The following is a 15,336-nucleotide window of genomic DNA, read 5'->3' on the forward strand; positions in this document are numbered from 1 at the left end:
TTACTTTTGTTTACCATGGGTGCTGGCTGAGTTGAAGCGCGAAAAACCGCTCACGCAAAGCGTGGCGGTTGTGTCGTGCCGGCAGTCATATGTTGGATGGCCCTCAGCGCCGTTTGTGGGGTGAGGGCGCGCAAATAGCTTTAAGCTGAATGCTCAGGCCGTCTTGACGATGTTCTCCGATCGAGCCTCGTTGGCTTGGTCGGAAATCGTCTTTGCATAGGCGCGAAGGCGGCGCAGAGTTTCGCTGGGGACCTGCTGGACCACTTCGCCCGTATCGCTATCGGTCGCGATGTAGATCAGGCTATCGCTCTCAGGATCTCGAAAATTTCGTCGATCGATCTGCTGGTTTTGAGCAAGAGGTTCTTGCGAGCGCTGATTGTCAGACGCGCGACGTCCCTGATCTGCTTCCGCAGATGGGTTCACTGTGCTGCCTGCGGGCAGTTCAGTCTTTGCTGCAGGTTCAATGCGCTCTGGAGCGCGTGCTTCCGGCGTGATCGCCGTATAAGACGGCAAGGGTGGCCGGACGAGTGCCGATTCCATCGTCTTTCCCTCCGGGTTACGAAAAACAATACCCGATGAAAAATGAGGATAACGTAAGGGAATGAATCCGACGTTAACGGAACAGTTATAATTTTATCGAAGTGCGAATCTGGTTGATTCGTTTTTTAGATCAACGGCATGCGCAAGAAGCTAATCTCGCAAATGGTACTTCAAAAATGCCCTTGCGGCAACTTTGGCGAAAATCCGCAGCTTGACGCCACGGTTTCGAAGCCATCGCTGTAAGCTTTGGCTTAGATGCGATTGAGAGGGGACTTTCGCCCCCTGAGCCTCAAAGCGACTGGTTGACCGCGATGCCGCTTGCTGCCCTTGGTCCGGAGGCAGACCCGCCGCCAGGTCCATAGGTCGTGCTTCTCTGCTGCGCGCCGACGGCCTTTGCCACGCTCGAGACAACGCTGCTCGCGACCTCGCGCGCAGTCGACAGGACGGCAAGGTTTATTCTGAGCACTGGCTGGAATTCCGCGTGTTGCCGCTTGAGGTTCTGCGCCGCGGCCGGAGCCATGTTGCCAAGCGCAACGGCGTGTTCCTTGGCGCACATCATGCCGCGCGTGTATTCGTGGATCAGTCGGGCTTTTTCAGGCTGCAACGTGCCTGCTTCCTTCAGCTTCCCGCCTCTGACCAGATCGGTCTCGTTTTCAATCAGAGCCAGCAGCGTTTCCATGGTGCTGCTCAACGTGGAGCAAAAATGGTTCGCTTCTGCTGGGCTGGTCGGACGCTCAAGCGAGAACGGCATATTCTGGGTTTCCGTATGAACGGTCATTGCGAGTTCTCCTGGAGTTCCAACAGTTGCCGTTCGATGGTGTCGGCAAGGCCAATGCCGCCGGCGTCCGAGACGGATTTTGCGTATTCGTCGATCATCATTCCGCGCCAAGCTTCGGCGCCGTTGCCGCTTCCCCAGGTCCCGCCTTCTTCAAGGCCGGTGAACATGGCTTCAAGCATGTTCTTCAGGAAGACGGATTCATATTTCTCGGAGGCGTCGCGGACGGCGGTCTTGTTCGACCTGTCCACGCCGGCGAGCGCATCAATCGGATTGGACTGTGCAGAGACGGATTGAGCGGGGTTGAACATTATCAAAGCACCTCGATTTCGGCCTGCAGGGCACCAGATGCCTTGATTGCCTGAAGGATTGAGATCATGTCGCGCGGGCCGATACCAAGAGCATTCAAGCCGTCGACAAGTTGCTTAAGCGTTACCGCTTCGGGGACGATCGCGAGTTTGGCGTCGGGATCGTCGTTGACGAAGATTTCTGAGCGGGGAACGATCGTGGTCTGGCCGTTGGCGAAGGGCAAAGGCTGCGAGACTTCAGGTGTCTCGGCGATTGTGACCGTGAGATTGCCCTGAGCGACAGCGACCATGGAGACTTTGACGTCCTGGCCCATGACGATGATGCCAGAGTTTTCATCAATCACGACCCGCGCTGCGAGATCTGGTTCCACGATGAGCTGCTCGATGTCGGTCAGCAGATCAACGATATTGCCATCATATTCCCGGGGCAGGTCGATGCGCACCGTGCCCGGATCGAGAGGTTCGGCCGTCGGCATGCCGATCAATTCGTTGATCGAAAGCGCGATGCGGCGAGACGTCGTGAGGTCCGGATTCCGCAGGGCCAGGCGCAGTGTCGTCAAAGATGCAAGTTTGAATTCGACTTCACGCTCGACGAGGCCGCCGTTGGAGATGCGTCCGGCGGTGGGAACGCCGCGGACCACGGAGGCTGCATCGGCCTGAGCGGAAAACCCGCCGATGGCAACTGAGCCCTGGGCGATTGCATAGACTTCACCGTCTGCGCCCACGAGCGGCGTAACCAACAAGGTTCCACCCTGCAGCGAAGCGGCGTTGCCGAGTGCGCTGACAGAAACGTCAATGCGTGTTCCCTGAGTTGAGAAGGGCGGCAGATTTGCCGTCACCATCACAGCGGCAACAGTATTGGTGTTCAGATCCACGTCACGGGTGTTGACGCCGAGCCGCTCCAACATTGCCTGCAGACTTTGTTTGGTGAAGGGAGCGTTTCTGAGCCCGTCACCGGTTCCGTTCAAGCCAACAACGAGGCCGTATCCGATCAACTGGTTTTCACGAATTCCCTCGAAGTCTGCAATGTCCTTGATGCGTGACGCGGACAGGGCAGCAGTCGTCAGGAGCGTCATGCAGAGCACGACAGCGAAGAACCTGAAGAAAATGCCATTGGTCATGCGATCTACCTATGTCCAGGGCGTTTGCGGAGCCGGCAACATGCTGCCGATGTTTTCTGGCTCTCATAATGCGAGAGATGTGCCAAACTCGGTCAGGCAGTCGAAATGAGGGAAATCTTCAGCGTTTTTGCGATTTTCCCGCTTTCTGCCCGAGTTGAGGAAAATGAACGGTGCGAAGTGAGCGGCAAATATTGCCGACTGCACTCGGATTCATTTACCCTTCAGGGAAGATTCTGACACTCGGCGGTGGGCACTCGGCAATGAGGCCGGTGCTAACGGAGCGGACACACCATGCGAATTACCGGACAAAAACCTGTCTCTGGCGTGCAGGGGCGCGGGGCGAAAAAGCGCAGCGGGGCCGCTGGCGATGCTTTCACGCCAGAGATGGGTGATGAAAGCAGCCCGACCGCGGCGACGACCAGCGCGATGGGGGTTCAGGGCATGGATGCGCTTCTGGCGCTTCAGGAGGTTGGGGAAGATCCTGAACGCCGGCGCAAGGCTGCCCGTCATGGTCATTCGCTTCTGGATGGCCTTGAGTCCATAAGGGCCGATCTGCTTGGCGGTCTGGTTTCGGAAGATCGGCTGGAAGCCCTGGCTCATGAAGTTGGCAACCAGGTTGATAGCGGCGACGAGGAAGTGGATTCGGTGCTTCGCGAGATCGAATTGCGTGTCAAAGTCGAGCTCGCGAAACTCGGTCGATTCACGGACTAGCAAGTGCTCTTGCAGCAGCGGCAGGGCTCCCGAAATCCGCCTGAAAACACAAGCATTTGAATTAACTATGTTTTTTGTAACATCATTTTTAACAAAACGACCGTTGTCGGTTCGAGGTCGCGGAGATATATTGCCCGCGGCCTAACGGGAATCCGGAGCTATCGATGACGGTTGAACTTGAGTCTGAATATCGACCCACCGAAGACGAGCCGTTTATGAATGACAGGCAGCGTGAGTACTTCAAGAACAAGCTGCTTGCCTGGAAAGACGACATTCTGAGGGAGAGCAAGGAGACCCTTGTGATCCTGCAGGAAGAGAGTCAGAATCATCCTGACTTCGCCGACCGTGCTTCCTCAGAGACGGATCGGTCAATCGAGCTGCGCGCGCGTGACCGGCAGCGCAAGCTGATTTCCAAGATTGATTCCGCGCTAGAGCGGATCTCGGACGGTAGCTATGGCTACTGCGAAGAGACTGGAGAGCCTATTGCTCTTCGGCGTCTTGAAGCGCGCCCGATTGCGACGCTGTCGATTGAAGCTCAGGAAGCGCATGAGCGCCGCGAGAAAGTCTATCGCGACGACTGAGCCTGGCGGCACGGCTTTGACTTGAAAAAAGGCCCTCCCGAATTTCGGGAGGGCTTTTTTGTGTCTGTGGCATAGGCGGCTTCTGCAGCCACCCTTGGGTCGTGCTCTGAAAATGAAAACGGGCACGGCACTCGGGGAGCGAGATACCGTGCCCGTTGTCAGCGATCGAACGAGGCTTCTAGAACGCCTTGATCGATCGCCGGGGGAGCTTGACTGATTGCGCTTCTTAACCGCGCATCAGAAGGGGAGCATGATGTCGAGAACCTGGCTGCCGTAACGTGGTTGCTGGACATCGGTGATCTGGCCACGTCCGCCATAGCCAATGCGTGCCTCGGCAATCTTCTCGCTGACGATCGTGTTCTCTGAGCTGATGTCTTCTGGACGGACGATGCCGGCGACGACCAGTTCGCGAACCTCGAAGTTGACACGCACTTCCTGGCGCCCTTCGATCACGAGATTGCCGTTGGGAAGGACCTGCAGAACAACGGCAGCAACGCTTGTCTCCAGGGTTTCTTCCCTGTCGACGCTGCCTTCACCGGAGAAGTTTGAGCTGCTGTCGACGGACGCGATGTCACTGGCGGCAACGCCGGAAGGCATGAAGATTGTATCGATCGCGGTGCCCAACGCGCCGCCGACACCGTTGGAGCTGCTGTCCGATCGGGATCTTTCGGTGGTGTTGTCGAATTCCGCCTTGTCGGAGATGGTTACGACAACGGTTAGAATGTCACCGATCTGCTTGGCACGCTGGTCCTCAAAGAAGGCCCTGTTGCCCGACCGCCAGAGCGAGTTGGCGTTGTAATGCGCCTTCTGCGGTTCGGGCATCGGCATCTGAACGGGGCGGTAGCCTGCAGTTGTTGTCGGATCCTGGATGGCATTCAAGGCTGGTTGCTGTCCGACCTGGGCCAGGCGGTCAGGTGCGCCACAGCCAGCGGCGAGACTTGCCACGGCCACGCCGAGAAGAAGAAACTTTGCGGACTTCAGAGTGCTCATTGATTGCCCCCATTGAGGCTGGCGACGACCGGATTGGACCGAGCGATGCGCACGTGTCCGCGAGAGGTGACGATGGCCGGGATAATCCGCCGGGAGTCCAGGTTCATGATGTCGATCACGTCACCCTTGGCGCCGCTGTCGATTGCCTGGCCGCGGGTTGTCAGCTTCATGCCCGGGATTTCGAAGTTGACGGTGACCTTTTCGCCTCTGGCGATGATAACCGGCCGTTCAAAGTCGTTCCGGGTCAACGGGCTGTTAGCGCGCAGGTTGCTGCGAGCAGCGAGGCCCGCAATGTCTTCGCTCGAGACCAACGCGTTTGAGGGTACCTGCAGGCGTGGAAGGCGAACTGTGGTGAGATCACCGGCTTTCAGAATGCCGCCACGGTTCAGGGGGCGTGCAAGAGCAACAACGTCCATCATCTCGCGGGCAAAGCCGGTCAGCTGAACACTGGACCTTCCCCTTGCGCCATCGACGCTGAGATAGAGCGTGAACCGTCCGTCGGTGCGGGACCAGAGAACGCGGTCAACCACAACAGGTTCCTGCGAGGAAGGGTTTGCATGTATCTGGGAGGGCGCGCGGTAGAAGGTGATCTCAAGATCTCGGGGCGCAAGGCTCGCATCCCGCCCGGCAAGTGTTTTGCTCGCCAGATCCTTGAGGCGTTCGAGGTCATAGACGTCAGCACGTCGGTGAACCACGACTTCATTCAAACCGTCAGTGCCAGCGGTGATCAGGCCAGCAGCACGTGCGCGGCGCGCAACGGTTTCTGCCGGGACATTGCCTGATGTTCCAAGATCCGGAGACCTGAACAGGGGAACCTGTGCGAACTCGCCGGCAGAGGTGTAGAAGTCGCCAACGGTGACAATCTGATCGAGTGTTGAGATCTCGGACCGGAGGACCGGTCGAAGCTCGCTCTGGGCAAAGGCAGGCGTTGCCAATGCGGCAATTGCAAGTCCGACAAGGACTAGAAGGCGTTTCATGACGCTGTCTCCTTACCGGATGTTGGTTGTGGTGGAGTACATTTCGTCAGCGGCCTGGATGATCCTTGAGTTCATCTCGTAGGCGCGCTGGGCGGAAATCAGGTCGGCAATCTCGGTAACAGCGTCCACATTCGCCATTTCCAGGTAGCTCTGCTGAAGGTCGCCATAACCGTCCGTGCCGGGACTGTCGATCTGGGGCGCACCACTGGCGTCCGTCTCGAGATAAAGGTTGTCACCGATGGCTTCGAGGCCCGATTTGTTGACGAAGCGGGCAAGCTGGATCTGGCCGAGATTGTTGGTCGCGCCGTTGCCGTCGATCACCTGAACCGTTCCGTCAGACGAGATGGTGATGTCTCGTGAGTCTTCCGGAATGTCGATGCCGGGATCCACGGTGTAGCCATCAATGGTCACGATGGTGCCGTTGGCGTCGCGCTCGAACGACCCGTCACGGGTGTAGCCGGTGTTGCCGTCGGGGAGCTGGATCTGGAAGAAGCCTTCGCCACGGATTGCGACATCAAGCTCCTTGCCAGTCGCCTCCAGCGTGCCCTGGGTCATGATCCGCGCAGTTGCGGCGGTCTTTACGCCAGAGCCGATCTGGACACCGGTCGGGACGATGGTACCCGTGGTTGAGGTCTCAGCGCCCATGCGGCGCAGGTTTTGATAGAGAAGATCCTGGAAGTCGGCGCGCTGCTTCTTGTAGCCGGTCGTGCGCATGTTGGCGACGTTGTTCGAGATGACCTCGACATTCAGCTCCTGGGCTTTCATGCCGGTCGCAGCGATATGGAGTGCTTTCATTTATCGTGTCCTTCGGTGCGATCAGGCTTCAAGTCGGCCAAGTGTCTGGATGGCCTGTTTGCGCAGGTCATCCGTGTCTGCCATCAGTTTGGAAACGGTCTCATAGGCGCGGGTGATGCGAACCATGTGGGCGATCTCGATCACGCCGCGCACGTTCGATTGCTCAAGCGCGCCCTGAAGAACCCTCGGGTTTTCTGCCGGGAGCGGTTCCTCATGCGTGTAGAGGTTTTCGCCGAGTGCCTTGAGGTCTTCCGGGTTATCGAAGTCGACAACCCGAAGATTGCCGCGAATTCCCAGTTCGGAGACGATCGTGCCGTCTTCGGCAATATCGACCTTGCCGTCTTCAGTGGTGAAGCTGATTGGGCCGCCGTCTGTCAGCACCGGTCTGCCGTCCGCGGTCGTCATCTGGCCGGTCGGTGCGATATGAAATGCACCGTTGCGCGTGTAGGCTTCGGTGCCATCTTCATTTTGCACCGCGAACCAGCCATCGCCGTCGATCGCTACGTCGAAATCGTTTCCAGTCAGCCGGACACTTCCCTGAAGAAGATTGAGGCCTGCACCGTAGTCCTGCACATAGGACAGATTCTTGTCGCCCTGCATGAACTCGGTCGCCTCTGCCAGGGGCATCAAGACTTCCTCAAAGACCATGCGCTGGGTCTTATAGCCCGTTGTCGTCAGGTTCGCCATGTTGTTGGCGACGAGGTCCATCTGATTCCTCAGGGACATCTGACGCGACAAGGTTATGAGCTGTGCATTCTCCATATTAACAAATCCCTTTGCTCCCCGATGAGCCGACAATCTCCCCAGACCGCTGGCTCGGGACCCTAATTGCACATGCCGTGCCAGAAAATAAATCATTGAAAAAACTGGGTAAAAGGGAAATTTGCCAAGTGCATCCGGCAAGAGTTTCCGGCAGATATTAACCACTTGGTAATTTCTGCCGGGTTAGGCTTGTTAACGATTTGGTAACCATTCGTTAACCATTAAGGGCTTTAGAAACAATAAGCGCGCGTGAAGCGTTGCAGGCAAATCGGAGTGCTTGATGGCGGACGAAGATGCTGGTGCTGCCGACGACGAAACAGACGGCGAAGCCGAAGGTGGGGGCGGCAAGAAGAAGCTGATCCTCTTTGGAGGCATCGGCGCCGTTGTTCTCATAGGGGCCGGTGCTGGCGCCTATTTCTTTCTCGCGGGCGGCGACGCTCCGGCTCCGACCGTGGATGGCGAACAGCCTGTCGTGGAAGAGCAGAAGCCGGTGGTGTTTTACGATCTGCCGGAAATGACCGTGAATTTGGCGACCGACGGACGCACCACCTACCTGAAGGTGCGCATCGCGCTCGAGGTTCAGGATCGGGGGATGGTCGATCAGATCTCACCCTACCTGCCGCGTATTCTTGATGCTTTCCAGATCTATCTGCGAGAGCTTCGCCCCGCGGACCTAGAAGGGTCTGCTGGTCTGTTTCGTCTGAAGGAAGAATTGCTCAGACGCATCAATCTTTCTGTCTACCCAGCACGGGTCGAGGGTGTCCTGTTCAAGGAAATTCTCGTTCAGTAAGTGCAGGCTCCTGATGGTGCGAAATGGCTGACGACGACGATCTAACCGAAGAAGATATGGCCGATGCCTGGGGCGCTGCCCTGGCAGAGCAAGGTGCGGGCGACGACGAGGGTGATGACCTTGCGGCGGCGTGGGGTGCTGCGCTTGAAGAGCAGGGCGCCGGTACTTCGGATGACATGGCGGCCCAATGGGCTGCGATGATCGATGACAGCGAGCCTGATCTTGAAAACGCCACCCGGGGCGCCGACCGTGTTCTGAACCAGGAGGAAATCGATAACCTCCTCGGCTTCAACATCGACGACACGATTGCAGGCGACCAGAGCGGAATTCGCGCACTTATCAACTCGGCAATGGTGTCCTACGAACGCCTGCCGATGCTGGAAATCGTCTTCGACAGGCTCGTTCGTCTGACGACCACATCCTTGCGCAATTTCACCTCCGACAACGTTGAAGTTTCGCTGGATTCCATCAGTTCGGTCCGGTTTGGTGACTACCTCAACTCCATTCCTCTGCCTGCCATTCTGGGTGTCTTCAAGGCGGAAGAATGGGATGGATTTGGCCTGATCACAGTTGAATCGAGCCTAATCTACTCGATCATCGACGTGCTTTTGGGTGGTGGGCGTGGAACCACGGCTGTGCGTGTCGAGGGCCGGCCCTATACGACGATTGAAACCGGGTTGGTGCAGCAGATGGTGTCGCTGATCCTGCAGGATGCGGAGCAGGCCTTCGCACCTTTGAGCCCGGTGCATTTCAATCTGGAGCGACTGGAAACGAACCCGCGTTTCGCGGCTATTTCTCGTCCGGCAAACGCGGCCATTCTCGTAGAGCTGCGGATCGATATGGAAGATCGCGGCGGCACCGTCGAGATCATGATGCCCTATGCAACACTGGAGCCGATTCGCGATCTGCTGCTCCAGATGTTCATGGGCGAGAAGTTCGGCCGTGATGCGACCTGGGAAGGTCACCTGGCGTCGGAAATTCACGCTGCGGAAGTGGAGGTGGATGCGGTGCTTTACGAAACTCACCTGCCACTTGGGCGGGTTTTGAGTCTGGATGTTGGGCAAACATTGATATTCGACGTCGACCCGTCGGATCCGGTCTTGATAAAATGTGGCAACATCCCGTTGACCGAAGGCACACTCGGCAAGGTCGAGGATTCGATCGCAATTCGTGTCGCCAAGAACCTGCGAAAACCGAAAATGACCCTAGCTGCGTTTGAGCGGGCCATGCAAAACGAAATGGATGCACAATGAGCCCTTTGCCCGTCGGAATGATTATCGAAGGTCTGGTCGCCGTTCTTCTGCTGGTCACGATCGGATATTGCTTCACCTTGAACCGCCGCCTGCAGCGCTTGCGAGCCGATGAGGAAACTCTTCGTGCGACGATCTCCGAGCTGATGACCGCAACAGAGATTGCCGAGCGGGCGATCCTTGGCCTCAAGGCGACGGCATCGGAAGCAGACAAGACCCTGGGGAGCCGCCTGGTTGCGGCGGAGCAGATGTCAGCTGCACTGGTTGGTCAGGTCGCCGAAGGGGAGAAGATCTTCACGCGGATCAGCCAGATCGCCGAGGCTGCGCGGGCTGCCACTGCCGAGCGAGACGCTTATCAGGCCCCGCATGCAGGCTATGGGCATCCGGACCCCGCTCCGTATCCCCAAGGCGGCTATGTTCCGCAGCAGCCTCAGCAGGCCTACGCGCCGGCGCCGCCTCAATATGGGGTGCACCCGCCAGCAGCTCCGGCCGCGCAGTCTGGCGCAGGCGGTTCCCAGCGCCGGTCGGGCCGTACGGATGACATCAGAAGCGCGGCGGCCGAGGCAACGGCCAGGCTGGAGCAGTTCCGCAAGCGGTCTGGAGGCGCAGCTGCATGAACCTTCGCCTGCTGCCATTGTTAGCCATTTCAGCCAGCGCCCTTTTGGCGCTGAAGCTGCTTGGGCTTGTGATGGACAGCGGTGTTGGTGTCGCCCCGATCAAATCTGCTGTGGCGCAGGAAACGCCCGCAGAGACAGCTGGCGAAGGCATGCCGCCGGCAGCCGAGGGCGAGATTGAGCCCGCGGAAGAAGAAAGCCCGGCAACGGACGGACCGCCGCCACTGCCTGACTCCCTGGAAATCGGTGGCTCTGCTGCCGAAAGAGCCGTCCTCGAAAGCCTCGGCAAACGCCGGCAAACGCTCGAGAAGCAGGAGGGGCAGCTTGACCTGAGGGAGAAGCTCCTGCAGGCGACTGAAGAACGCATCCAGAAACGTGTCGATGAGCTCAAGCAGCTTGAGCAGCGGATCGAGGGTGTTGTTGAGGAGAAGCGCAAGCAGGAAGATAGCGAGATCGCAGGCCTTGTCACCATGTATGAAAACATGAAGCCCAAGGACGCCGCTCGGATCTTTGACCGCCTTTCCCTGCCGATCCTGCTCAAGGTGGTGCGGCAGATGAAACCCCGGAAGATGGCCGATGTCCTGAGCAAGATGTCGCCTGAGGCGGCAGAGAAGCTGACCGTTGCCATTGCAAGCGGTGCTTCCAATCCTCAGCCGACTCAGCAGGAGGCTGCCGGTGATCTGCCGAAAATCCGCTCAAACTGACCGATATGCCTGCATTTAACCAGGCAGTGTAAGGACGCGTTAAGACCGCATAACTAAAGGTAAAGTGTTAGGCGGCATCCAAAGGACGAAATTGTGCTGAAGCACTTTGGGCAACAGGAAATGAAAGGCGAGGCCTTTCTGCTTGCCGCCGTGCACAAGTTGCTGCGCGGCGCGTTTGCCCTCCTGTGTCTGATCGCCTGTCCTTCCTTTGTTGCGCCAGCCTTCTCTCAGGCGCTTGAGCCCGTTCAGTTCAAGGTCCTTCCATCGCCCGGTTACGGCCGCATGGTGCTGACATTTTCCGACCGGACGCTGCTTCCCCACTATGACGCCGTTGTCACCGGCGGCGTTCTGCGCATTTCCTTCGAAGAGCCGATCGATATCGACGTCGATGATGTGCCACTGGATCTTGGCGACTACATCACGATCGCCCGTCGCGATCCGGATGGCAGCGCCATACGGTTTGCTCTGAAAGGGCAGTTCAAGATCAACACGCTTGAGGCCGGTGAGAAACTCTTCGTCGACATTCTGCCGGCCAACTGGCAGGGGCTGCCGCCCGGCCTGCCGGACGATGTGGTGCGCGAGCTGGCCAAGCGGGCCGAAGAGGCCATGCGCAAGGTGCGGGCTCTGGAGCAGGCGCGGCTGAAGGCGAAAGAAGGTCCGTCCGTGGATCTGCACATCGGCGAGCACCCGACCTTCACGCGGCTCGTCTTTGACTGGTCGATCCGGTTCGACACGGCATTTGTGCGTGAAGACGATATCATCAAGCTGACGTTCAATCATCCGGCTCAGCTGGATATCTCGGAATTGCGGGCCCATCTGCCGCAAGGCGTGGTGGACGCCACGTCGTTCCTGGACAAGGGCAAGCTGAAGTTCCTGATGCGGATCGAGCCATCGGTCGACATCCGGGCGTTTCGCGAAAACCAGACCTATGTCATCGACATCACGCCCGAGAACAAGGAACCGGTCGACCCGGCCAACCAGCTGATCAATGAAGAGCTGAACACGACCCAGGGCGGCTCGCGTAAAAACATGATCACGGCGCCGGGGGTTCGTAACACCGAGCCGGAAGCGGCTGCCGCGCCAAGCGCTGCTGCACCTCAGCCCGTCAACGTGACCGCTCCGGCCCCTGAACCAGACGTGCCGCAGATGTCCGACGAGGCGGCTGCGTTCGGCATGATCCCCTTCGACGGCAGCGCACCTGCAGCTCACGAGCCTGCCCCGACACAGCCTCAGCCTGCGGTCGAGAGACAGCCGGAACCTGAAGCCGCTGCTCCGGCAGAGCAGGAGGTCAAGGCCGAGCCAGAGGTTGCCGAAGCGCAATCCGTAGACGTGGCCGAGGCTGCCGAGGAACCTGCGGAAACAGAAGTTGCCTCGAACGTCCCGAGACCGAAGCCGGTGCCGGCAGACGCGCAAGATGCTCCTGGAGCCGCGATTGACCTGGCATCTGCGGCTTCGGAGCCGGTGGAGGAACCTGACGCGGTCGATCCTGCTGAAGCTCAAGTTACGGAGACTGAAGCACGCGAAGTGCTGGAAGAGATTGAGAACGCTGTCGCCGAGGCCGCTGAAAACATGGCGCCTTCGGAAGTGGTTGCGGCAGTGCCCGCGCCGGAATTGTCCGCAGAGCGAATACCAGTTGCCGCCGCGGACGGACTGGAGCTGACCTCGACCATTTCCCCGACAGAGGTGCCCGGGGATGTCGGGGGAGCCGCGATGCCGCTCGTCGGTTCGATGGAAGAGGCGCAGCCGGTGACCCGGACGATGCAGCCCGCGTCTGAAGTGCCCATGCCCGCCCCGGCGCCTGCGTTGGAGCCCGTTGAGGCCGAGCCGGTTGAAGTGCAGCAGGTCTTGCCAGCGTCTGGTGCGGCTTTGCCGCCCGCGATGGTTCTGGAGAACGCTGGCGGCGGTGAGGAAGCCTGGCGTGCCCAGGGCGGAGCCGAGCTTAGCCAGATCCAGAATTCGCCGGAACAGCCGCCAGCCGACTTTGCCGAAGAGATCCGGAACTTCGTGTCGGCTGAGGCGCGCCGGATCGGCAACACGGTGCGGATCGTCTTCCCGTTCCTTGAGCCGGTTTCCAGTGCTGTCTTCCGACGCAATGACAGCATCTGGATGGTGTTCGACACCGGTGCCACGATTGATACGCGTGGAATGGTGTCCGCTCTTGCCGAAACGGCTGAGAACATCCAGGTCGAAGAGCATGACGGCTATCAGGTGCTGCGTCTCGACCTCAATGATCCGGTTCTTGCGACTGTCGGACTCGATGGCAACTCCTGGAGCCTGGTGATTGGGGACATGATCCTGGAACCGTCGATTCCGCTGCGGCTTGAACGCAATGTGCGCGGAGATGGTGGCTCGGTCCTGCGCGTGCTTTACAAGGATCCGCAGAACATTCGTGAGATCACCGATCCCTTCGTTGGTGACAAGATCGCGCTGGTAACCGGTTTCGGCCCCCCACGCGGTCTGTTGAAACAGCAAAGGTTCGTTGATCTCGACGCCCTGAGTTCTGCGCAGGGCATTGCGATGGCGCTGAAGTCTGATGGCGTCACCATGGAGCTCCTCGGTGATGACGTCATCATCGAGAAGGTTGGCGGGTTGTCCCTTTCCAGCCGGCATTTGCGCGGTGGCACGGGTGCTTTCAATTCAATCGTCGATCCGAACGAGCCTGGCTATGTCGAGTTCGTGTCTCTGGCGACCAACGGACCATCGACTTACCGCGAACGACTGAACAAACTTCAGACGGACCTGACCAACGCTCCCAAGGGCAAGCGCCGCAAGCAGCTCATGGATCTGGCGCGCTTTTACCTTGCGCATCAGTTTGCGCAGGAATCGCTGGGTCTGATGCAGCTGGCGGTCGAAGAAGAGCCGGCGCTGGCCGAGGACAGTTCCTACAATCTGATGATGGGCGCGGCCTATACGCTCGCAGATCGGCCGGATGAGGCCTATGATCACCTGAACCGGCCTGAACTCAAGAACAGCCCGGATGGCGCCGTCTGGCAGACCATTGTTGATGTTGCGCTTGGCAACTGGACAGCCGCACGCATCGCGATGCCGCGCGGGCGCGCCGTGATTGGCAATTATCCAAAGGCAATCCAGGCGGAATTCAACCTTGCTGCCGCCCATGCCATGGTCGAGGCGAATGACTTTGGCGTGGCCAACAGCATTCTGGCCGAGATTGAACCGAGTGAGGTCTCCAAGTCCCAGGCGGCGCGCTACGATATTCTGCGCGGCCGTGTTGCCGACGCCTCCGGCCGGTCTCAGGAAGCATTGACCGCCTTCGACCTGGTGGCGAAATCCGATGACCGTCCCCGCGCCGCGGAGGCGGAGTATCGCGCCTTGCGCATTCGCTATCGCGACGGCGAGATGAACATCGAGGAGGCGATCGATCAATTGGCCGCGCTGGCAACCACCTGGCGCGGTGACGAAATCGAACTCCGCACGCTGCGCTTCCTGTCTCAGCTTCACGCGGAGACCGGAAACTACCGCGAAGCTTTTGAGTCCATGAAATCGGCTGTGCAGGCCGATCCGGAAGCCGATACGACGCGTTTGCTCCAAGAAGAGATGAACGGTCTTTTTGCGTCGCTCTTCCTTGACGGCAAAGCCGACGAGATGCCGACAGTAAAAGCACTGTCGCTCTACTATGATTTCCGCGAGATGACACCCATCGGCCGCCTTGGCGATGAGATGGTCCGGGGATTGGCCAAGAAACTGGTCGAGGTGGATCTTCTGGACCAGGCTGCCGAACTGCTGCGCCACCAGGTGGACAACCGCCTGAAAGGTGCTGCGCGTGCGCAGATCGCGGCGGACCTTGGGGCCATCTATCTGATCGACCGCAAGCCTGAGCAGGCGCTCAGGGTGTTGAACCAGACGCGTCAGGCGAGCCTGCCGTCAACGCTTGAGCGTCAGCGCAACATTGTCGAGGCGCGCGCCTTGACGGCCAGCGGGCGGCCGGATCTCGCTCTTGAGCTTGTCCGCAACATGCGCGGAAGTGACGTGGACCGCCTGCGCGCGGATACCTTCTGGGCCGCGCAAAGCTGGCGTGATGCTGGTGAGCAGCTCGAGGCCATGCACGGGTCGCGGTGGTCAGACAACATTCCGCTCGACCCGCTTGAGCGCCGCGATATCCTGCGCGCAGGGATCGCCTATTCCCTTGCCGGTGACCAGCTCAGCCTGAACCGTCTGCAGAACAAATATATGGCGAAGATGACGGACAGCCCTGAGGCGCTCGCCTTTGAGGTCGTGACGCGTCCGATTGAAGCGCAGGGCGTCGAGTTCCTTGAGGTGGCCAACCGGCTGGCCGGCACCGATGAACTCGAGACATTCATGGAAGAGTATCGGCGCCAATACATGACACCGGACCGCTCGCCTGATCAGGCAGCAACGGAAGGCGTCGACACGACAGACGCCGGCTAGCCTCGCCTGCC

Annotated in this window: 15 protein-coding genes; 7 read left to right on the forward strand and 8 right to left on the reverse strand. The window is 59.2% G+C overall.

The features are described 5' to 3' along the window. Window positions 1-153 precede the first annotated feature (153 nt). The 4 genes from IG617_RS09100 to IG617_RS09115 form a co-directional block, all read right to left on the reverse strand. Window positions 154-540: a hypothetical protein gene (locus IG617_RS09100; RefSeq protein WP_192108903.1), complete on the reverse strand. Its 387-nt coding sequence runs from the start codon at window positions 538-540 to the stop codon at window positions 154-156. Between the two features lie 289 nt (window positions 541-829). After that, window positions 830-1,318 carry a hypothetical protein gene (locus IG617_RS09105; RefSeq protein WP_209008367.1) on the reverse strand — a complete coding sequence of 163 codons (489 nt, stop codon included), beginning with the start codon at window positions 1,316-1,318 and terminating at the stop codon, window positions 830-832. Next, window positions 1,315-1,626 (reverse strand): rod-binding protein, encoded by a 312-nt coding sequence (locus tag IG617_RS09110; RefSeq protein ID WP_192108904.1) that lies wholly within the window; start codon window positions 1,624-1,626, stop codon window positions 1,315-1,317. The genes IG617_RS09105 and IG617_RS09110 overlap by 4 nt, the downstream gene beginning before the upstream one ends. 2 nt (window positions 1,627-1,628) lie before the next feature. Further along, on the reverse strand, window positions 1,629-2,699 hold the full coding sequence (locus tag IG617_RS09115; RefSeq protein ID WP_246541998.1) for a flagellar basal body P-ring protein FlgI: 1,071 nt from the start codon (window positions 2,697-2,699) through the stop codon (window positions 1,629-1,631). 336 nt (window positions 2,700-3,035) lie between these two features. Between IG617_RS09115 and IG617_RS09120 the strand changes: the two genes are divergently transcribed. Both IG617_RS09120 and dksA read left to right on the forward strand, forming a co-directional pair. Continuing rightward, entirely contained in the window at window positions 3,036-3,455 is a 420-nt protein-coding gene (locus IG617_RS09120; protein WP_192108906.1) for a flagellar assembly protein FliX, read from the forward strand. A 164-nt stretch (window positions 3,456-3,619) separates the two neighbouring features. After that, window positions 3,620-4,036 (forward strand): RNA polymerase-binding protein DksA, encoded by a 417-nt coding sequence (dksA, locus tag IG617_RS09125; RefSeq protein WP_192108907.1) that lies wholly within the window; start codon window positions 3,620-3,622, stop codon window positions 4,034-4,036. A gap of 237 nt (window positions 4,037-4,273) precedes the next feature. Here the strand turns inward: dksA and flgH are convergent, their stop codons facing one another. Genes flgH through flgF form a run of 4 tightly spaced genes read right to left on the reverse strand, consistent with a single transcriptional unit; the run spans window position 4,274 to window position 7,560 of the window. Further along, window positions 4,274-5,026, reverse strand: coding sequence for a flagellar basal body L-ring protein FlgH (gene flgH, locus IG617_RS09130; protein ID WP_192108908.1), 753 nt, complete (start codon window positions 5,024-5,026; stop codon window positions 4,274-4,276). Beyond that, window positions 5,023-6,003 carry a flagellar basal body P-ring formation chaperone FlgA gene (gene flgA / locus IG617_RS09135; RefSeq protein WP_192108909.1) on the reverse strand — a complete coding sequence of 327 codons (981 nt, stop codon included), beginning with the start codon at window positions 6,001-6,003 and terminating at the stop codon, window positions 5,023-5,025. The genes flgH and flgA overlap by 4 nt, the downstream gene beginning before the upstream one ends. Before the next feature lie 12 nt (window positions 6,004-6,015). Next, complete coding sequence (flgG, locus tag IG617_RS09140; protein ID WP_192108910.1) at window positions 6,016-6,798, reverse strand: flagellar basal-body rod protein FlgG; 783 nt, start codon at window positions 6,796-6,798, stop codon at window positions 6,016-6,018. A 21-nt stretch (window positions 6,799-6,819) separates the two neighbouring features. Next, on the reverse strand, window positions 6,820-7,560 hold the full coding sequence (gene flgF, locus IG617_RS09145; RefSeq protein ID WP_192108911.1) for a flagellar basal-body rod protein FlgF: 741 nt from the start codon (window positions 7,558-7,560) through the stop codon (window positions 6,820-6,822). A 280-nt stretch (window positions 7,561-7,840) separates the two neighbouring features. On the opposite strand from flgF, the gene IG617_RS09150 reads away from it, so the two are divergent. From IG617_RS09150 to IG617_RS09170, 5 genes are all read left to right on the forward strand, one after another. Further along, window positions 7,841-8,350 carry a flagellar basal body-associated FliL family protein gene (locus IG617_RS09150; protein WP_192108912.1) on the forward strand — a complete coding sequence of 170 codons (510 nt, stop codon included), beginning with the start codon at window positions 7,841-7,843 and terminating at the stop codon, window positions 8,348-8,350. 23 nt (window positions 8,351-8,373) lie between these two features. After that, complete coding sequence (gene fliM, locus IG617_RS09155; protein ID WP_153768415.1) at window positions 8,374-9,603, forward strand: flagellar motor switch protein FliM; 1,230 nt, start codon at window positions 8,374-8,376, stop codon at window positions 9,601-9,603. After that, a complete protein-coding gene (locus IG617_RS09160; protein WP_192108913.1) occupies window positions 9,600-10,217 on the forward strand; it encodes a DUF6468 domain-containing protein in 618 nt (205 codons plus the stop codon). Before fliM ends, IG617_RS09160 begins: the two co-directional genes overlap by 4 nt. Then, a complete protein-coding gene (locus tag IG617_RS09165) occupies window positions 10,214-10,918 on the forward strand; it encodes a MotE family protein (protein ID WP_192108914.1) in 705 nt (234 codons plus the stop codon). Before IG617_RS09160 ends, IG617_RS09165 begins: the two co-directional genes overlap by 4 nt. Window positions 10,919-11,038: 120 nt before the next feature. Beyond that, window positions 11,039-15,325, forward strand: coding sequence for a hypothetical protein (locus IG617_RS09170; protein ID WP_192109145.1), 4,287 nt, complete (start codon window positions 11,039-11,041; stop codon window positions 15,323-15,325). Window positions 15,326-15,336: the final 11 nt, after the last annotated feature.

Origin of the sequence: Roseibium polysiphoniae (assembly GCF_014842925.1) — a bacterium.
Lineage (GTDB): Bacteria > Pseudomonadota > Alphaproteobacteria > Rhizobiales > Stappiaceae > Roseibium > Roseibium polysiphoniae.

Excerpts from the sequence above, each read along its gene's own strand:
- IG617_RS09115 (WP_246541998.1), bottom strand. The coding sequence starts at position 2,699 with ATGACGCTCCTGACGACTGCTGCCCTGTCCGCGTCACGCATCAAGGAC.
- IG617_RS09105 (WP_209008367.1), bottom strand. The coding sequence starts at position 1,318 with ATGACCGTTCATACGGAAACCCAGAATATGCCGTTCTCGCTTGAGCGT.
- flgG (WP_192108910.1), bottom strand. The coding sequence starts at position 6,798 with ATGAAAGCACTCCATATCGCTGCGACCGGCATGAAAGCCCAGGAGCTG.
- IG617_RS09120 (WP_192108906.1), top strand. The coding sequence starts at position 3,036 with ATGCGAATTACCGGACAAAAACCTGTCTCTGGCGTGCAGGGGCGCGGG.
- flgA (WP_192108909.1), bottom strand. The coding sequence starts at position 6,003 with ATGAAACGCCTTCTAGTCCTTGTCGGACTTGCAATTGCCGCATTGGCA.
- fliM (WP_153768415.1), top strand. The coding sequence starts at position 8,374 with ATGGCTGACGACGACGATCTAACCGAAGAAGATATGGCCGATGCCTGG.
- IG617_RS09150 (WP_192108912.1), top strand. The coding sequence starts at position 7,841 with ATGGCGGACGAAGATGCTGGTGCTGCCGACGACGAAACAGACGGCGAA.
- IG617_RS09110 (WP_192108904.1), bottom strand. The coding sequence starts at position 1,626 with ATGTTCAACCCCGCTCAATCCGTCTCTGCACAGTCCAATCCGATTGAT.
- IG617_RS09165 (WP_192108914.1), top strand. The coding sequence starts at position 10,214 with ATGAACCTTCGCCTGCTGCCATTGTTAGCCATTTCAGCCAGCGCCCTT.
- flgH (WP_192108908.1), bottom strand. The coding sequence starts at position 5,026 with ATGAGCACTCTGAAGTCCGCAAAGTTTCTTCTTCTCGGCGTGGCCGTG.
- IG617_RS09170 (WP_192109145.1), top strand. The coding sequence starts at position 11,039 with ATGAAAGGCGAGGCCTTTCTGCTTGCCGCCGTGCACAAGTTGCTGCGC.
- IG617_RS09160 (WP_192108913.1), top strand. The coding sequence starts at position 9,600 with ATGAGCCCTTTGCCCGTCGGAATGATTATCGAAGGTCTGGTCGCCGTT.
- IG617_RS09100 (WP_192108903.1), bottom strand. The coding sequence starts at position 540 with ATGGAATCGGCACTCGTCCGGCCACCCTTGCCGTCTTATACGGCGATC.
- dksA (WP_192108907.1), top strand. The coding sequence starts at position 3,620 with ATGACGGTTGAACTTGAGTCTGAATATCGACCCACCGAAGACGAGCCG.
- flgF (WP_192108911.1), bottom strand. The coding sequence starts at position 7,560 with ATGGAGAATGCACAGCTCATAACCTTGTCGCGTCAGATGTCCCTGAGG.